The following is a 14912-nucleotide window of genomic DNA, read 5'->3' on the forward strand; positions in this document are numbered from 1 at the left end:
ACAATAATCAAAATGTTCGTCAACGTAAATTGCCTTAGTCTAAAAATATGTCATTCCCCAATTACAATATGGATGTTAAATCTAGATAAATATCTGCCACTGAATAAAATGGAAAAATTAAGGTCTTATATGGTCGAGGCCATATAATTCCCTAATATCAATGAAGATTATTCTTTAGGTTTAAAGGGTGATAAATGCACCGCAGAAAACGGGTCATATTCTTCTTTATTTTTTTCATTGGCTAAATTTTTCTTTTCTTCATCGATGCGCTTGAATAGTTTACCAATATCTTCAGCATCTTCCGTAGCGCTCTCAACTTGTTTCTGCTTGGCACTCATCGTCTCTTTTGGCAGTATTGACATAATCTTCACCTCAAGCGGACTGTCTATTAACTAAGAATAGCAGTTTAAAATTTAGTCTGCTTATTCAAACTCTCATTTAAAAAGGCTAGAATGAACTTCAGACCTCCTTTCTATAACTACTCATGCGCCATCTAAGCTTCCTTGATCATGTCATATGCGAACTTGACACTGCCGTACGTACTTTATTGGTTCCCAAGCAGCGTACTGCTCGCAGGCCAAGCCCCGGACAAGAGTTCCCGGAACGCTCTTTGAGCGCGCAAGAAAAGCAGCATATCGCGGGGCTAATGCGTGTTAATCATACAGGAGAAGTATGTGCCCAAGCGCTTTATCAAGGCCAGGCTTTGACCGCAAAACTAACTGAAGTTAAAGTGCAAATGGCCGAAGCAGCAGAAGAAGAAGTGGATCATCTGGCATGGTGCGAACAACGTTTAAATGAACTCAACAGTCAAGTGAGCCTATTAAATCCTCTATGGTATAGCGGTTCATTAATGCTTGGCATGATTGCCGGATTAGCAGGCGATCGCTGGAGTCTTGGATTTGTTGCGGAAACGGAGCGGCAAGTCACAGCACATTTGGAAAAACATCTGGGGAACCTGCCTGCGCAGGATGACAAAACCAAGGCAATTTTGGCCCAAATGCAAGTCGATGAAGCTCATCATGCCCAAGTAGCTCGTGATGCCGGGGCTCTGGAATTACCTTTTTGGATTAAACAATTAATGAGCGGCGTATCAAAATTGATGACTAAAAGCAGTTATTATATTTGAGTCAGCTAAAAAGAGGAGTGGTGTTTACTAAACCAGCCAGTCTTAATATTGATTGACTTAGTATAATACCTCAATTATTTGAAGCTAGACTTTCCAAACTTGAAAAATAATACAAGCAGATTCTGCTAGGGAAATACATGGAAACGAGCATGCTCTTTATTCTCTGTGTTATCTTTATAGCTTACTTATTTGATTTCATTAATGGTTTTCATGATGCAGCTAACTCTATAGCAACCATCGTGACCACCGGGGTTCTAACGCCTCGCCAAGCCGTGCTTTGGGCAGCGTTCTTTAATTTTATTGCTTTTATGTTCTTTCATCTGATGGTGGCTAAAACCATTGGTTATGATCTAATCGATACCCACCTTATTAACACATCATTAATTTTCTCAGCGCTGCTAGGGGCAATTAGTTGGAACTTGTTGACCTGGTATTATGGCTTGCCCTCCAGCTCTTCTCATGCACTGATAGGCGGCCTTGCAGGGGCTGCCGTCGCTTTAAACGGCTTGGCAGCATTGAAACCAGCCGGATTTATCAAAGTGGCGATTGGAATATTTGTTTCACCTATTTTAGGATTTTTAATCAGTTTGTTATTCGCTTTTATTCTCTCCCGCCTGCTTCGCCGCCACAGCGAACATACACTCAATAAGACATTTAAACTATTTCAATTAGCTTCATCAGCGTTTTTAAGCTTGACTCATGGAGGCAATGATGCCCAGAAAACCATGGGCATCATTGCTGTACTGCTATTTTCAACATCCTGGTTGGATGGTGTGTTTTATATTCCTTTCTGGGTTGTTATTTCCTGTCAGGCTGTCATCAGCTTAGGTACTCTGGCTGGGGGTTGGCGAATTGTGCATACCATGGGTAATAAAATTACCAAGCTCAATACTATGAAAGGATGCATTGCCGAAACAGGGGCGGCATCAATCATTTTTGTTTCAACTGAATTTGGAATTCCTGTATCGACGACTCAAACAGTGACCGGAGCCATTGCCGGGGTAGGACTTACGACGGGATTAAAAGGAACGCATTGGCCCGTTCTGGGCAAAATTTATCTTTCCTGGCTTTTAACCATTCCAGCGGCTGGAATGATTGCAGCCATTTTGCAAACATTGCTGCAATAAACTCCTCTGCTATTCAGCCGGGCATTCTTGACTTTTTTGCAACGTACTGTTCAAACGGCTAAAGGTAAAATAAATCAACATACCAATCATCATCCAAATAATAAACCGCAACATGGTAAACCATGGCAAATTAAAAATTAAATAAACGCAAGAAACTATTCCCAATATTGGAACATACGGCATGAATGGTGTTTTAAATGGCCTGGGCAAATCTGGTCTTGTATAACGTAGAATGATAACTCCTGAACAGACAATAACAAACGCAAAGAGAGTCCCAATATTAACTAACTCAGCAAGATCACCGATAGGAACAAAGGCGGAGGTCAGCGCCATTATTAATCCACAAAGAATAATAATTCTTACTGGTGTTCTTGTTTTAATATTAATCACCGAAAAAAATTGCGGCAATAAACCATCACGCGCCATAGCAAAAAATACTCGACTTAAGCCATAAAATAACACCAGCATCACGGTGGTTAAACCTGCTATAGCACCAACACCAACCATTCCAGCCACCGTTTTATAGCCAAGCATTAACAAGGAGCGACTGATGGGTGATGCTACATTGAGTGTACTATAATGCACAATCCCCGTTAAAAGGCCCGAAACGATGATATAAAGCGTGGTACAAATTAAAAGAGAACCAATAATCCCTATGGGCAAATCCCGTTGTGGATGCAATGCCTCCTCGGCTGCAGTTGAAACCGCATCAAAACCAACATAAGCAAAAAAGATTAGCGAGGCCCCTTGCATGACCCCACTCCAGCCAAATGGCGAAAAGGGAACCCAGTTTTTAGGGTTAACTTCCATGACAGCAACTGCAATGAACAAGAAAATGACCACCAACTTTACCAATACCATGATGGTATTAAAGCGTGAACTGGATTTAACACCCCATATCAATAAGATGGATAAGACACCAATAATGCTCATTGCTAGTAAATTAATGATGCCGCCGTCCACCGGACCATGCAATAGAAAAACAGGTATATGAATTTTCATCGCCAACAGAAAATCATTAAAATAACTGCTCCATCCTACGGAAACGGCAGACACTGCAATAGAATACTCGAGCAGCAAATCCCAACCAACAATCCAGGCAATAAATTCGCCAAATCCGGCATAAGCATAACCGTATGCACTGCCACAGCCACCAATTGCGGCCGCAAGCTCAGCATAAGATAAGGCGGAAAAAGCACAAGCAAGCCCCGCCATGATGTAGGAGAATACAATAGCAGGGCCTGTTTGCGTTGCAGCAACAATGCCAGTAAGCACAAAGATCCCGGCCCCGATAATCGCACCAATGCCAAGAAATGTTAGATCGGTGGCAGACAGACATTTAAGCAAATGCTCACTGCAATCCGTTAAGCTATTAATCTCTTTTTTACGAAACAGGTCCATGTTAGTATGCTCGGTTTAAAGGCATTATGATATGCGCAGGTAAAATCACCACTTAATTGCTTCCAGTAAGAAAACCATATTATTTAAATGATAATATTTCATTCAGGACACATCCTTAAGTACTTTATCACTAAATGGCTATCTTACGAAAGAATGGATATATCTTAAACAAAATGAAATATGCTATTGTCTGTTTGTTTTTCATCTTATTTCAAACTTCAGTTCATTCTTCCGAACCCTGTCATGGCTGGCCCAAATGGGTAAAACCCGCTTGCCAGCGTGTGCACCAAATCTGGGATGAAGGAGAGAACGAAGTATACCTAACTGGCTATGCTTGGCATAATCGTTATACGTATCCCAAAGAAAAGATAGATAGTTATAATGAAGCCGCCTGGGGTGGGGGATTAGGTAAAAGCTATTATGATAAAGACGGCGATTGGCACGGGCTATATGCGTTTGCTTTTCTTGACTCTCATAAAAACGTAGAACCCATTGCTGGTTATGTTTTTCTAAAAACAGCCCATTTAAATGAACACATGAATGTGGGCGCTGGAGTAACTTTATTTGTTACTGCTCGGCCGGATATTTTCCATGGTGTTCCTTTTCCTGGCGCCTTGCCGGCAGTCTCATTTTCTTACCGTAAAGCAACCCTTGGCGCCTTATATATTCCCGGTGCCAGCGGAGCGGGTAACGTTCTGTTTTTGCTTGGAAAATATCGATTTTAACTTTTGCATGATCTTAATATTGAGCGCTATAGACGTTAGTCATTCTCATCAGAATATGCTATGTTCAAAAGAGCAAACCGTTTATATAACTTGGCTCAAAACAGGAAGTTAGCGATGAAATCTTTTACTGAACAAGCAAAGTGGTATGCCGACTACCATCAAAAAAAAGCAACGTTGTATATGCATATGATTGGAGTTCCAATCCTTACTCTTTCCCTGATGATTTTACTTGGCTTTATCCATGTGGTTATTCCAGGAGTATTGGATATCAAGTTTGTTGACTTAATTATATTAGCATTATTGGCTTATTATTTTCGTCTCAACTGGCTTTTAGCACTGATTATGATTCCCATATTTGCTTTTCTTTTATGGATTGCCGACTTGTTTAATTACGCCGGCCCGACTCCTTTCGCCATTTGGTCTTTTATCGTTTTATTCATTCTTGGTTGCGTGCTGCAACTGGTTGGCCATCTTATCGAAGGGAAACGGCCAGCATTCATAGAAAACCTATGGCAAGCCTTGATTGCCCCCTTGTTTCTACTTGCAGAAATCTTTTTCATGGCAGGAAAAATGCAAACGCTTAAAGAAGAGATTTATGGGAAAGAACCAGCAACCATATCCGTAAACAAAGAGGAATAAAAAATCCATATTCCCTCTGGCGCGGGATATAGAAATAAACTTAACTTACTGGACTTCAGAATTACTGCCTAATAGCTGAGGTCCTTTCTGCTCTTTTTTTAAAGAGACAGAAAGGTTTAAAAATTAGGCATGCATGGGAGCGATATAGACACATTTTTACCAATGATTCAATGGCAAGCCTTCACCATCTAACTTACAGAATCATCGCATTTTTTTTCTGACTTTTTGAATTGCACGAATCTGTGCAACCGCACGCGCAAGCTCAGCTGCAGCGACAGAATAGTCAATTTCCGTGTTTTTACTTGCAATGGCTTCTTCAGCACGAGCTTTTGCTGCAAGTGCTGCAGCTTCATCCAGGCTATCGGCACGCTGAACAGCATCTGCAAGCACGGTAACATGAAATGGTTGAACCTCAAGCATGCCACCGGAAATATAATATATTTCTTCTTCTCCGCCAGGCAAAGTAGCCCGGACTTCACCTGGTTTAAGCAGGGTCAATAAAGGAGCATGCCCAGGGACGATACCCAACTCACCTAATTCTCCTGTCGCCACGACCATTTCAACTATACCGGAAAAAATCTCTTGTTCCGCGCTAACAATGTCCAAGTGCGTTGTTATAGCCATGTCTGACTGCCTCATAGAGTTTTGGCCTTGGCAACAGCTTCATCAATGTTACCAACCATATAAAATGCCTGCTCGGGTAAATCATCATATTCACCAGCAAGAATTCCCTGGAATCCTTTAATGGTATCTTTTAATGACACGTATTTGCCTGGAGAACCGGTAAACACTTCTGCAACGAAGAAAGGCTGCGATAGAAAACGTTGTATTTTACGCGCCCTAGACACAACACGTTTATCTTCTTCAGACAATTCATCCATACCAAGAATCGCAATAATATCTTTCAGCTCTTTATAACGCTGCAATGTTTGTTGCACGCGCCGAGCCGTATCATAATGATCTTGTCCAACGATGAGCGGATCCAGCTGGCGAGAAGTAGAATCCAAAGGATCGACAGCAGGATAAATACCAAGCTCAGCAATTTGTCTAGACAAAACAACGGTAGCATCCAAGTGAGCAAACGTCGTAGCAGGAGATGGATCGGTCAAGTCATCCGCTGGGACATAGACGGCTTGAATGGAGGTAATAGAGCCTGTTTTAGTTGAAGTAATTCGCTCTTGCAACATTCCCATTTCTTCTGCCAGTGTGGGTTGATAACCTACAGCCGACGGCATACGTCCTAATAATGCTGATACTTCAACCCCGGCTAATGTATAACGATAAATATTATCGATAAACAATAACACATCCCGACCTTCATCACGGAATTTTTCAGCCATGGTCAATCCTGTCAGTGCAACACGCAAACGGTTGCCAGGAGGCTCATTCATTTGTCCGTAAACAAGAGAAACCTTATCCAATACATTGGATTCTTTCATTTCGTGATAAAAATCGTTTCCTTCACGAGTACGCTCACCTACTCCGGCAAAGACAGAGTAACCACTGTGTTCGATGGCAATATTACGAATTAATTCCATCATATTAACGGTCTTACCAACACCAGCACCACCAAACAATCCAACTTTACCGCCCTTAGCAAAAGGACATAATAAGTCGATGACTTTGATGCCAGTTTCCAATAATTCCTGGCTACCAGCCTGCTCTTCATAGCTTGGCGCATGGCGATGAATAGACCAATGCTCTTCTGAATCAATAGGTCCAGCATCATCCACAGGGCGACCCAATACATCCATAATGCGGCCAAGTGTTTTTTACCGACAGGAACTTGAATAGGCTCACCGGTATTTTGTGCACGCACTCCCCGTTTCAATCCATCGGTTGAACCCATGGCAATGGTACGTACTACGCCGTCCCCTAATTGCTGCTGCACTTCAAACACCAAGTCGCCTTCGACCAACTTTAATGCGTCATTAACTTTTGGCACATCTTCACGTGGGAACTCCACATCAACGACGGCACCAATTACTTGAACAACAGTTCCTAAGCTCATCATTTACCCTCTTATAAAGCGTCTGCACCACCGACAATTTCTGCCAGCTCTTGTGTAATCGCGGCTTGTCGGGCTTTGTTATAGGCCAGTTGAAATTCTTTAATCAGTTCACCAGCATTATCCGTTGCACTTTTCATAGCAATCATTTTTGCAGCCTGCTCGCAAGCTATATTTTCAACAACCGCTTGATAAACCTGCAATTCAATGTATCGCTCCAGCAATTCATCCAATAATTCTTTGGCATCAGGTTCATAAATGTAATCCCAGTGATGACCTAATGCTTTGCTGTCTTCTTCAGAGATTGGCAACGGTAATAATTGTTTCATTATTGGCCGTTGAGTCATTGTATTAACAAACTCATTATAAATGACATGCAATGCGTCAATTTCTCCCTGGTAAAATGCATCCAGCATCACCTTTACTGCACCAATCAATTCATTGACTCCAGGGGTGTCTCCCAAGTTATCGATGGAAGCAATCACCCGTCCGCCAACACGCTTGAAGAATGACTGACCCTTGCGACCAATAACACATAAGTCCACCTCTTTTCCTTGTGCATGCCACGGACGCATTGAACTTATTGTTTCACGTAATAAATTAGCATTTAAACCACCGCAAAGGCCGCGATCAGAGGTAATCACAATAACACCAACACGCTTAATGTCGCGTGCACTCATAAACGGGTGACGATACTCAGAAGTTGCACGGGCAATATGCCTTACAACTTCATAAATTTTTGTAGCATAAGGTCTGGAAGCACGCATTCTATCTTGAGTTTTGCGCATTTTGCTTGCAGCAACCATTTCCATTGCTCGTGTGATTTTTTGCGTGTTTTTAATACTCGCAATTTTTGAACGGATTTCTTTTGCTCCAGCCATAATCTTGCTTTGCCTCAGTCATTCAATGCGCACAGCTTGCGCATTGATTTGCTCAATTGATTATTATCTACCAACTGCCAGTACGCTTGAATTCTTCGACCGCCGCCTTTAATTGCGACTCAATCGCGTCATCATACGCGCCAGTTTCATTGATTTTTTGCAGTAACGCTGCATGAGAACTATGCATGAAGTCACGTAAAGAAGACTCAAATGCGCCAACCTCAGCCACCGGAACATCATCCAGATACCCTTTCTCCACCGTGAAGAGTGCCAATGCCATTTCAGCAACAGATAACGGTGAATATTGCGGCTGTTTCATTAACTCAGTGATCCTTTGACCACGCTCCAACTGTTTACGTGTAGCTTCATCCAAATCAGACGCAAATTGTGAGAATGCTTCCAATTCACGAAATTGTGCCAAAGCCAGACGAGTACCACCGCCCAATTTTTTCATAATTTTCGTTTGCGCCGCTCCACCAACCCGAGAAACAGACAACCCGGAATTAATGGCTGGCCGAATTCCTGAGTTAAATAAATCAACATCAAGGAATATCTGACCGTCCGTAATGGAAATGACGTTCGTTGGAACGAATGCTGATACGTCACCCGCTTGAGTTTCAATAATTGGCAACGCGGTTAAGGAACCTGTCTTACCTTTGACTTCGCCATTGGTCAGCTTTTCCACCTCAGCCGCATTAATTCGCGCAGCCCGCTCTAAAAGACGTGAATGCAAGTAGAAAATATCCCCAGGATAAGCTTCACGGCCAGGTGGTCTTCGCAATAACAGCGAAATCTGGCGATATGCCCAAGCTTGCTTGGTCAAATCGTCATAGACTATCAATGCATCTTCACCACGCTCCATAAAATACTCGCCCATGGTACAGCCGGTATAAGGAGCAATAAACTGCAGTGCAGCAGCATCAGAAGCGCCGGCAACAACAACAATCGTATGCGCTAATGCTCCATGCTCTTCTAATTTGCGCACAATGGCAGCAACAGAAGAGGCTTTCTGACCGATGGCTACATACACACATTTTACGCCAGTATCTTTTTGATTAATGATGGCATCAATGGCAATAGCTGACTTACCTGTTTGTCGGTCGCCAATAATCAATTCACGCTGACCACGCCCAACCGGGGTCATTGCATCAATCGCTTTCAAGCCGGTTTGTACAGGCTGATCGACTGATTTACGGGAAATCACTCCAGGAGCCACCTTTTCAATGGGTGATGATTTATCCGCTGCAATAGGACCTTTGCCATCGATGGGATTACCCAAGGCATCAACCACACGTCCCAGCATAGCTCTACCGACAGGAACTTCCAAAATACGGCCGGTGCATTTGCCTTTTTGCCCCTCAGACAAGGTGCTGGCATCACCTAAGATAACTGCGCCAACGGAATCGCGTTCTAAGTTAAGCGCGAGACCATAGACCCCGCCAGGAAATTCAATCATTTCACCTTGCATGACTTCAGCAAGACCATGCAAACGGACAATACCGTCCTTCAAGCTTACGATCGTACCTTCGTTGCGTGCTTCAGAAACAACGGCAAATTGTTCAATTTTCTTTCTGATCAGTTCACTGATTTCAGATGGATTTAACGATATTTGTTCTGACATGGAATCTATCCTCTAAATTACGCGGCTAAACTCGTGCCAAGTTTATTTAATTTACCTCGCACTGAGCCATCTATGACTAAATCGCCTGCCCGAATAACCGCCCCTCCCAGGAGAGATTTATCAATGTCCACTTCCAAGGAGATCTGCCGCTGCAAACGCTGGCTTAACGATTTGATTAAATGTTGCTGTTGCTCTTCAGACAATGCAGAGAAACTACGCACACTCACCGTCAAAGTTTTTTCTTGAGCAGCCCGCAATGCTGCATATTGAACATTGATGTCGGGCAATAACATCAAACGTTTATTCTTAGCAAGTAATGTGATCAAGTTTTCTATTACTTTCCGTTCATTGCCATAACGGGGGGTTGAAAACGGAGCGCCTAACAATTCACATTGCAACTCAATAGTACTTGCCGGATTATCAATAAACTGCTGAGCAGCTGGATCAAGTGTGGCTTGCGCCAAGACGTATAAAATGGTTGACCAGGAAGCAAGTTGATCATTCGCAAGCGCATGCTCAAAAATTGCTCTTGCATAAGGCCTGGCAATAGTAGTCGTATCAGACATGTCAAATCTCTTCGATCAAGTTATCCAGCAATGCGCGGCTTGCCTTCTCATCAATTTCTTGCTTGAGTATTCTTTCAGCACCAGCGACAGCCAATGAAGCGATCTGCTTGCGCAGATCATCCCGAGCACGATTAACTTCCTGGGCAATTTGCTCTTGTGCAATCTTAGCCAATTTTTGCGCCTCAAGACGAGCCTCGTTTTTTGCATCCTCAATGATTTGAGTCGCTCGGCGATTTGCTTTTTCGATAATATCGGCAGCCTGAACTTTGGCCTGCTTCATATCATCCTTTATGCGATGCTGTGCTAATTCAAGCTCTTTTCGCCCTCGCTCTGCTGCAGCCAGGCCATCAGCAATCTTGTCTTGTCGCTCTTCCAATGCCTTGGCAAGAGGTGGCCAAACAAACTTCATGGTAAACCATACAAACGCACCAAAAACCAGCATTTGTATGACCAGTGTTAAATTGATTTCCAAGGTCTTTCTCCTGTAACTTGCAGGTGCTTACAGTACGTTTCTCAAGAACCCAAACTGCTCAGGAAGGGGTTGGCAAACGTGAAAAACAAAGCAATACCAACGCCAATCATCGTTACAGCATCAAGCAATCCAGCCACAATAAACATTTTAACTTGCAGCATAGGAACCATCTCAGGTTGACGAGCAGAGCCTTCCAGGAACTTACCGCCCAGCAGTCCAAACCCAATTGCCGTACCGAGTGCGCCTAATCCAATCAGCAGCGCGACAGCAATAACAGTCATGCCCTGAACTTGTGCTATTAAACTTGCAGCTTGCATATAATTCCCCTTAATGGATATTGATAAAATAAAACTTGTTACTCTTGTAATTAATGATCTTCATGAGCAAGACTTAAGTAAACAATAGTCAGCACCATAAAGATAAACGCCTGTAAAGTAATGACCAAAATATGAAAAATTGACCAGGCAAGTGCTAATAAAAATTGTGCAACACCAAGCGTAGCCGAACCAATTGCCGAACCAGCGGTTGCATTTAATGTCAATAAAGCAATAAGAATAAAAATTAACTCACCGGCATATAAGTTACCAAATAAACGCAGTGCTAATGAAATAGGCTTAGCAATCAAGCCAACCAATTCCAGCAATAAGTTAAAAGGAATAAAGAGCGGATTATTAAAAGGCTGAAGGGTTAATTCTTTCACAAATTTTTTGCCGCCTTTTACCTTCAAACTGTAAAAGATAATGAGAATAAATACGGAAAGAGACAGGGCGAACGTCAAATTCAGATCATTTGTCGGCACAACTCTAAGGTGATGAACATCTAACAATTGGGCAACGGACGGTAAAAAGTCCACAGGAACGATGTCCATAAAGTTCATCAGGAATACCCAAATGAAGATGGTGAGAGCTAACGGACCAATGACTTTATTTTTCCCATGGAAACAATCTTTTACCTGATTATCAGCAAAAGTCAGCATCAATTCGGCAAAATTTTGTAATTTCCCAGGAACACCCGTTGATACCCGTCTTGCCCCAACATACATCAATATCAAGAAAAAATACCTAGCACCACAGAGAAAAATAACGTATCAAGGTTCAACGTCCAAAACCCGCCATGTGAACCGAGACTCATCGTCTTGAGATCATAGGTTAAATAAGTTAAATGATGCTTAATGTAATCGGTGTTTGATACCATTTCAGTCACTTTCAGGCCTATTCTGTTTATTAACAAATATCAATGGAGCAAACCAAAATATCATTTGAGCCATAATGTATGCCGCAAAAAATGCAAAGGGGACCACTTTGAAAAAAGCAAATACCAGGGCAAACAGAATAATAGATAAAATAATCTTCAGTACTTCACCTTTGTACAGGTTATTGACGATCTGTCTTGCTGCTCTTGCACCCTGATATCGGAAAAGCTTCCTGGCAAAATAAGCATTAGGCAATGCACTGCTCATGCCGCCCATCATCGCTGACAATGCCGCCATCCGGCCAGAAACCAATGCGGCGAGCACGGCAATTAATACAGTCACACCTATTTGACACGCAAAAAAGCGCTGTGCGCTGCGCAAGCCTTGCTGATTTTTCACAAGTCCACCCATCGTTTGCCGCGGATTATAAAGTAAACAATATGGATAATCAACGTCAATAAGATAATTATTCGGTGACTCAAGTTCGAAACTTTTTTCCATTCAGCTAAGAGAATATGAAAAAAACATTCAATATAAAAAATCACCACTTTATTCTAATGAGTATATAATTAACAAAAGGGGGGTATTTTTTATACACCCGAGTCATCCAACCAATACAAGGAAAAATGTATATGTCTGAAAAACAACAACGCACCGCCGCCCATGTGCGGGAAAAAATGATGAATCGCTACGGCGATGGCCTACATCACAAACATGACAAATCCCATAAACCTTATCGGCAACATTGCCGCTCACATCCAGCCCAGATGAAAAATAATTCCGAAAAAGAGGAAATAAATGAATCAACTGGTCTTTTACGTGCCTTTAAATTACGAAAAATTCGAAAACGACTGGATAAAGGGCGCATCCATTGATAAAGTATAACTATCCACATCAGGTTAGCCACTTTCCTGATTGGGAATAGCAGCAAACGGCCTGAGAATTCTCAGGCCTTTTTTATTATGAATCATCGCCTTGATTCAAGCCTGAGAAGTTGGCTGATCACTTAAATTGTAATATTTAAATAATTTGACAACGCGTTTTACTCCTGCTGTTTTTCTAGCAATCAAGATGACACGCGAAGCCTGTGAAGGAATGACATCCCCCATCAAGTATACGACCTGATCAGTCGTTATAATTTTAAACTCTTTAGGGTTAATGGATGCATCAGCAAGTATTTGGCTACGTATCTTGGCAGTAATCCAGCTATCTTGTAGTAAGCTATCATGTCTTTGTCGAATACTTAATTGATTAAATAGCCGTCGATAACCCGACAAAGCCATCATCCGCTTTTGGGCCTCATTGCGTAATGCCATCGTGGGGACATGGCCAGTTAACAAAATGTCGCCATTAAACACCGCCAAATCAATAGAGCAATCAGGGCACTTAAATACCTTATCTCCATTTCCATATAAGGCACGACTAGCATTTGCTGTCAATTGAAAATCGCTGGCTTGCTTATATACATTATGACGGTCATAAATAAGAGTTGCTCCCGTCCATATGCTACTTAGGCAACCAGGCAAAAGAATAGTAATAAGGAAAAGAAAAAGAATTTTACTGCTATTCCCACACATGTTACGTGATATACCGGAAAATTTTAACAACTTTGCTAACGCCGTTAACCTGTCTTGCGACATCAACCGCTAAATTGGCTTGTTCATGGGTAGCAATTCCCATTAAATACACAACAGAGTTTTCTGTTACTACTCGAATTGAACCTGATTCCAATCCTTTTTTAGCAAGCATTTGTGCCCGCACTTGTCCCGTTATCCAACTGTCTTTACTGCGTTGACTGAACGCAATAGGATTTTGTACTGTAATTTCATTATACACTCGCTGAACGTTTGGTGTTTTTTTTGCAATCTTTTCAGCAACAACACGCAAAGAAGCTTTAGGCGTTTGTCCAGCAAGTAAAACAATCTGATTAAAACTGCTTATGATAATATGGGAATCACGAAAAATGGGATCACTGACAATGGTCTTATTTATTACGTAAAAAATACGGGCATCACGCTCAATCATTGTCATACTGCGTCGATCATAAACAACGAGCCCGCCGGCAGCGCCAGCAACAACAGCCGCTACACAACTCGTCAACAGAACGCTAAGACACAAAATAATCAAAGTACTCTTTTTCATGTTTATCCCATCATTTGGCCAAATAATGATTGATCAATCAAATCACAAAAACAATGCAGAATAAATAAATGAGTTTCACGAATACGTGCTGCATTATCGGCAGATACCCGTAATTCGATGTCCTCCGGCCCCAAATGATTTGCAAGAACACCACCATCCCGCCCGCTTAATGCAATGATATCCATGCCACGGTCATGAGCCGCATTGACTGCATGCAAAACATTATCGGAATTAGCTGACGTCGATAACGCCAATAATACATCCCCTTCCTGGCCAAGCGACTGGATTTGCCGAGCAAATACCTGATCAAAATGACCGTCATTGCCAATAGACGTTAATGCAGAAACATCCGTCGACAGTGCTATAACAGGTAACGCCGGACGCTCGACTTCAAACCGATTAAGCATCGCAGCCGAAAAATGCAAGCAATTGGCCGCTGACCCCCCATTACCGCATAAGAAAATTTTGCCATCACTCAGCAAGCAATTTACTAAACGATGTCCTGCTTTTGCAATAGCGGCAGATAATGAATCAGCCACAGCAATTTTCGCCTCGATGCTGACACCAAAAAGATGCCTGACCCGCTCTTCCATTTGTGTCATCTGCATACCTCAAAACACTCCTAAGCTAAAATTTTGCGATGCTCTAAAAATCCATTCCAAACGCATTCTTTACCCATGTTATTTTCGTTGACTTTCCTTCTAAACCCACAATATCAAACCGAACAGCCTGCTTGTCTTGAAGATGGTTTTTCAATAAATACCAATTGGCTGTCTTGATAATTTTCTGCTGCTTGTGGTAAGTAACACTGCCTACGGCCCCTCCAAACACATCATAGGCTCGTGAGCGCACTTCAATAAAAACCAAGTAATCACCATCACGCATAATCAAATCTATTTCACCACATCGGCTGCGATAATTACTGATAACAAGCTGTAAACCTTGTGTTATAAGATATTGCTTAGCTTGTTCTTCTGCAGCAAATCCGATTTTTTGCGACATCATCATTCCC

The 14912-nt window shown here is 42.2% G+C and carries 18 protein-coding genes and 2 pseudogenes; 5 read left to right on the top strand and 15 right to left on the bottom strand.

What is annotated here, in order from left to right; genetic code table 11:
- Nucleotides 1-167: 167 nt before the first annotated feature.
- Entirely contained in the window at nucleotides 168-362 is a 195-nt protein-coding gene (locus tag LOA_RS12930) for a hypothetical protein (RefSeq protein ID WP_025386702.1), read from the bottom strand.
- A gap of 122 nt (nucleotides 363-484) precedes the next feature.
- On the opposite strand from LOA_RS12930, the gene coq7 reads away from it, so the two are divergent.
- Together coq7 and LOA_RS12940 are read left to right on the top strand one after the other, a co-directional pair.
- Nucleotides 485-1126: a 2-polyprenyl-3-methyl-6-methoxy-1,4-benzoquinone monooxygenase gene (gene coq7 / locus LOA_RS12935; RefSeq protein WP_025386703.1), complete on the top strand. Its 642-nt coding sequence runs from the start codon at nucleotides 485-487 to the stop codon at nucleotides 1124-1126.
- A 137-nt stretch (nucleotides 1127-1263) separates the two neighbouring features.
- Nucleotides 1264-2253, top strand: coding sequence for an inorganic phosphate transporter (locus tag LOA_RS12940; RefSeq protein WP_025386704.1), 990 nt, complete (start codon nucleotides 1264-1266; stop codon nucleotides 2251-2253).
- Between the two features lie 9 nt (nucleotides 2254-2262).
- Here LOA_RS12940 and LOA_RS12945 read toward each other — a convergent pair whose 3' ends face one another.
- Nucleotides 2263-3654: an amino acid permease gene (locus tag LOA_RS12945; protein ID WP_025386705.1), complete on the bottom strand. Its 1392-nt coding sequence runs from the start codon at nucleotides 3652-3654 to the stop codon at nucleotides 2263-2265.
- 173 nt (nucleotides 3655-3827) lie between these two features.
- On the opposite strand from LOA_RS12945, the gene pagP reads away from it, so the two are divergent.
- Complete coding sequence (gene pagP / locus LOA_RS12950; RefSeq protein ID WP_025386706.1) at nucleotides 3828-4379, top strand: lipid IV(A) palmitoyltransferase PagP; 552 nt, start codon at nucleotides 3828-3830, stop codon at nucleotides 4377-4379.
- A 114-nt stretch (nucleotides 4380-4493) separates the two neighbouring features.
- Nucleotides 4494-5018 carry an Mpo1 family 2-hydroxy fatty acid dioxygenase gene (locus LOA_RS12955; RefSeq protein ID WP_025386707.1) on the top strand — a complete coding sequence of 175 codons (525 nt, stop codon included), beginning with the start codon at nucleotides 4494-4496 and terminating at the stop codon, nucleotides 5016-5018.
- A gap of 201 nt (nucleotides 5019-5219) precedes the next feature.
- Here LOA_RS12955 and LOA_RS12960 read toward each other — a convergent pair whose 3' ends face one another.
- The 9 genes and pseudogenes from LOA_RS12960 to LOA_RS13000 form a co-directional block, all read right to left on the bottom strand.
- On the bottom strand, nucleotides 5220-5642 hold the full coding sequence (locus LOA_RS12960) for a F0F1 ATP synthase subunit epsilon (protein ID WP_025386708.1): 423 nt from the start codon (nucleotides 5640-5642) through the stop codon (nucleotides 5220-5222).
- A gap of 11 nt (nucleotides 5643-5653) precedes the next feature.
- A pseudogene (gene atpD, locus LOA_RS12965) lies at nucleotides 5654-7029 on the bottom strand (F0F1 ATP synthase subunit beta).
- 11 nt (nucleotides 7030-7040) lie between these two features.
- On the bottom strand, nucleotides 7041-7907 hold the full coding sequence (gene atpG, locus LOA_RS12970) for a F0F1 ATP synthase subunit gamma (protein WP_025386709.1): 867 nt from the start codon (nucleotides 7905-7907) through the stop codon (nucleotides 7041-7043).
- 67 nt (nucleotides 7908-7974) lie between these two features.
- A complete protein-coding gene (gene atpA / locus LOA_RS12975; RefSeq protein ID WP_025386710.1) occupies nucleotides 7975-9528 on the bottom strand; it encodes a F0F1 ATP synthase subunit alpha in 1554 nt (517 codons plus the stop codon).
- A 17-nt stretch (nucleotides 9529-9545) separates the two neighbouring features.
- Nucleotides 9546-10094 carry a F0F1 ATP synthase subunit delta gene (locus LOA_RS12980; RefSeq protein ID WP_025386711.1) on the bottom strand — a complete coding sequence of 183 codons (549 nt, stop codon included), beginning with the start codon at nucleotides 10092-10094 and terminating at the stop codon, nucleotides 9546-9548.
- Nucleotide 10095: 1 nt separating this feature from the next.
- Nucleotides 10096-10566: a F0F1 ATP synthase subunit B gene (locus tag LOA_RS12985; protein WP_025386712.1), complete on the bottom strand. Its 471-nt coding sequence runs from the start codon at nucleotides 10564-10566 to the stop codon at nucleotides 10096-10098.
- A gap of 41 nt (nucleotides 10567-10607) precedes the next feature.
- The gene (gene atpE, locus LOA_RS12990; RefSeq protein WP_019215645.1) at nucleotides 10608-10883 is read right to left on the bottom strand and encodes a F0F1 ATP synthase subunit C; all 276 of its coding nucleotides are present in this window, start codon (nucleotides 10881-10883) and stop codon (nucleotides 10608-10610) included.
- A gap of 50 nt (nucleotides 10884-10933) precedes the next feature.
- Nucleotides 10934-11760, bottom strand: a pseudogene (gene atpB, locus LOA_RS12995) (F0F1 ATP synthase subunit A).
- A gap of 1 nt (nucleotide 11761) precedes the next feature.
- On the bottom strand, nucleotides 11762-12259 hold the full coding sequence (locus tag LOA_RS13000) for a F0F1 ATP synthase subunit I (protein WP_025386713.1): 498 nt from the start codon (nucleotides 12257-12259) through the stop codon (nucleotides 11762-11764).
- Nucleotides 12260-12390: 131 nt separating this feature from the next.
- Here LOA_RS13000 and LOA_RS13005 point away from each other — a divergent pair, with 131 nt between their 5' ends.
- Nucleotides 12391-12633 (top strand): hypothetical protein, encoded by a 243-nt coding sequence (locus LOA_RS13005; protein WP_025386714.1) that lies wholly within the window; start codon nucleotides 12391-12393, stop codon nucleotides 12631-12633.
- A 105-nt stretch (nucleotides 12634-12738) separates the two neighbouring features.
- On the opposite strand, the gene LOA_RS13010 is transcribed toward LOA_RS13005, so the two are convergent.
- From LOA_RS13010 to LOA_RS13025, 4 genes are read right to left on the bottom strand one after another with little or no spacing between them, the layout of a single operon-like run.
- Nucleotides 12739-13335, bottom strand: a complete 597-nt coding sequence (locus LOA_RS13010; RefSeq protein WP_025386715.1) for a BON domain-containing protein — start codon at nucleotides 13333-13335, stop codon at nucleotides 12739-12741.
- 1 nt (nucleotide 13336) lies between these two features.
- On the bottom strand, nucleotides 13337-13900 hold the full coding sequence (locus LOA_RS13015; protein WP_118996679.1) for a BON domain-containing protein: 564 nt from the start codon (nucleotides 13898-13900) through the stop codon (nucleotides 13337-13339).
- A 2-nt stretch (nucleotides 13901-13902) separates the two neighbouring features.
- Nucleotides 13903-14502 (bottom strand): SIS domain-containing protein, encoded by a 600-nt coding sequence (locus LOA_RS13020; protein WP_025386717.1) that lies wholly within the window; start codon nucleotides 14500-14502, stop codon nucleotides 13903-13905.
- A gap of 43 nt (nucleotides 14503-14545) precedes the next feature.
- On the bottom strand, nucleotides 14546-14902 hold the full coding sequence (locus LOA_RS13025; RefSeq protein ID WP_025386718.1) for a YraN family protein: 357 nt from the start codon (nucleotides 14900-14902) through the stop codon (nucleotides 14546-14548).
- Nucleotides 14903-14912: the final 10 nt, after the last annotated feature.

Origin of the sequence: Legionella oakridgensis ATCC 33761 = DSM 21215, from assembly GCF_000512355.1 — a bacterium.
Lineage (GTDB): Bacteria > Pseudomonadota > Gammaproteobacteria > Legionellales > Legionellaceae > Legionella_A > Legionella_A oakridgensis.

Excerpts from the sequence above, each read along its gene's own strand:
- LOA_RS12930 (WP_025386702.1), bottom strand. The coding sequence starts at position 362 with ATGTCAATACTGCCAAAAGAGACGATGAGTGCCAAGCAGAAACAAGTT.
- coq7 (WP_025386703.1), top strand. The coding sequence starts at position 485 with ATGCGCCATCTAAGCTTCCTTGATCATGTCATATGCGAACTTGACACT.
- LOA_RS12940 (WP_025386704.1), top strand. The coding sequence starts at position 1,264 with ATGGAAACGAGCATGCTCTTTATTCTCTGTGTTATCTTTATAGCTTAC.
- LOA_RS12945 (WP_025386705.1), bottom strand. The coding sequence starts at position 3,654 with ATGGACCTGTTTCGTAAAAAAGAGATTAATAGCTTAACGGATTGCAGT.
- pagP (WP_025386706.1), top strand. The coding sequence starts at position 3,828 with ATGAAATATGCTATTGTCTGTTTGTTTTTCATCTTATTTCAAACTTCA.
- LOA_RS12955 (WP_025386707.1), top strand. The coding sequence starts at position 4,494 with ATGAAATCTTTTACTGAACAAGCAAAGTGGTATGCCGACTACCATCAA.
- LOA_RS12960 (WP_025386708.1), bottom strand. The coding sequence starts at position 5,642 with ATGGCTATAACAACGCACTTGGACATTGTTAGCGCGGAACAAGAGATT.
- atpG (WP_025386709.1), bottom strand. The coding sequence starts at position 7,907 with ATGGCTGGAGCAAAAGAAATCCGTTCAAAAATTGCGAGTATTAAAAAC.
- atpA (WP_025386710.1), bottom strand. The coding sequence starts at position 9,528 with ATGTCAGAACAAATATCGTTAAATCCATCTGAAATCAGTGAACTGATC.
- LOA_RS12980 (WP_025386711.1), bottom strand. The coding sequence starts at position 10,094 with ATGTCTGATACGACTACTATTGCCAGGCCTTATGCAAGAGCAATTTTT.
- atpE (WP_019215645.1), bottom strand. The coding sequence starts at position 10,883 with ATGCAAGCTGCAAGTTTAATAGCACAAGTTCAGGGCATGACTGTTATT.
- LOA_RS13000 (WP_025386713.1), bottom strand. The coding sequence starts at position 12,259 with ATGGAAAAAAGTTTCGAACTTGAGTCACCGAATAATTATCTTATTGAC.
- LOA_RS13005 (WP_025386714.1), top strand. The coding sequence starts at position 12,391 with ATGTCTGAAAAACAACAACGCACCGCCGCCCATGTGCGGGAAAAAATG.
- LOA_RS13010 (WP_025386715.1), bottom strand. The coding sequence starts at position 13,335 with ATGTGTGGGAATAGCAGTAAAATTCTTTTTCTTTTCCTTATTACTATT.
- LOA_RS13015 (WP_118996679.1), bottom strand. The coding sequence starts at position 13,900 with ATGAAAAAGAGTACTTTGATTATTTTGTGTCTTAGCGTTCTGTTGACG.
- LOA_RS13020 (WP_025386717.1), bottom strand. The coding sequence starts at position 14,502 with ATGACACAAATGGAAGAGCGGGTCAGGCATCTTTTTGGTGTCAGCATC.
- LOA_RS13025 (WP_025386718.1), bottom strand. The coding sequence starts at position 14,902 with ATGTCGCAAAAAATCGGATTTGCTGCAGAAGAACAAGCTAAGCAATAT.